Source organism: Bartonella sp. AA83SXKL (genome assembly GCF_042196965.1).
In the GTDB taxonomy this organism is placed as follows: Bacteria; Pseudomonadota; Alphaproteobacteria; order Rhizobiales; family Rhizobiaceae; genus Bartonella.
In genome coordinates this window covers 349-731 of record NZ_JBHIRG010000174.1, presented here as the reverse complement: position 1 = coordinate 731, position 383 = coordinate 349, and the positions used below count along the sequence as shown (strand labels likewise).

The following is a 383-nucleotide window of genomic DNA, read 5'->3' as shown; positions in this document are numbered from 1 at the left end:
TGTTTTTTCTACTTTTTGGTACGTATTTTTATTCATATAGCTTTCAAAGGTTGCCATACGAAAATTGACCACCTCAGCACCAGAAGTCATCGTTTTGCTCTCAGGATCATCTCCTAAATAGCCAATTAACATCACTTTATTGAGCATGTTTTCACTTACCTTAAATTGTATTTAAATACGTAAAAATCTTAGAATAATTTGTTTGTTTTTTCAATTATTTCAGTTAATTAATAACAGTTTTTAAAGTATTAGATTATAATACTGCTTGATAAATTATTTAAGCAAAAAGCCATATCTTACAAATGGTATAGCTTTTTCGTTTTGCCTTCAGTTTTTCAATAAGCATCATCTAAATTAGCAAAGTCTGTATCAAACTTTTTTGT

The 383-nt window shown here is 27.7% G+C and carries 1 protein-coding gene; it reads right to left on the bottom strand.

Annotation, left to right across the window (positions count from 1 at the left end; genetic code table 11):
- On the bottom strand, positions 1-147 hold a 147-nt coding region (locus ACFINO_RS10420), incomplete at its 3' end, for a single-stranded DNA-binding protein (protein ID WP_375655761.1).
- Positions 148-383: the final 236 nt, after the last annotated feature.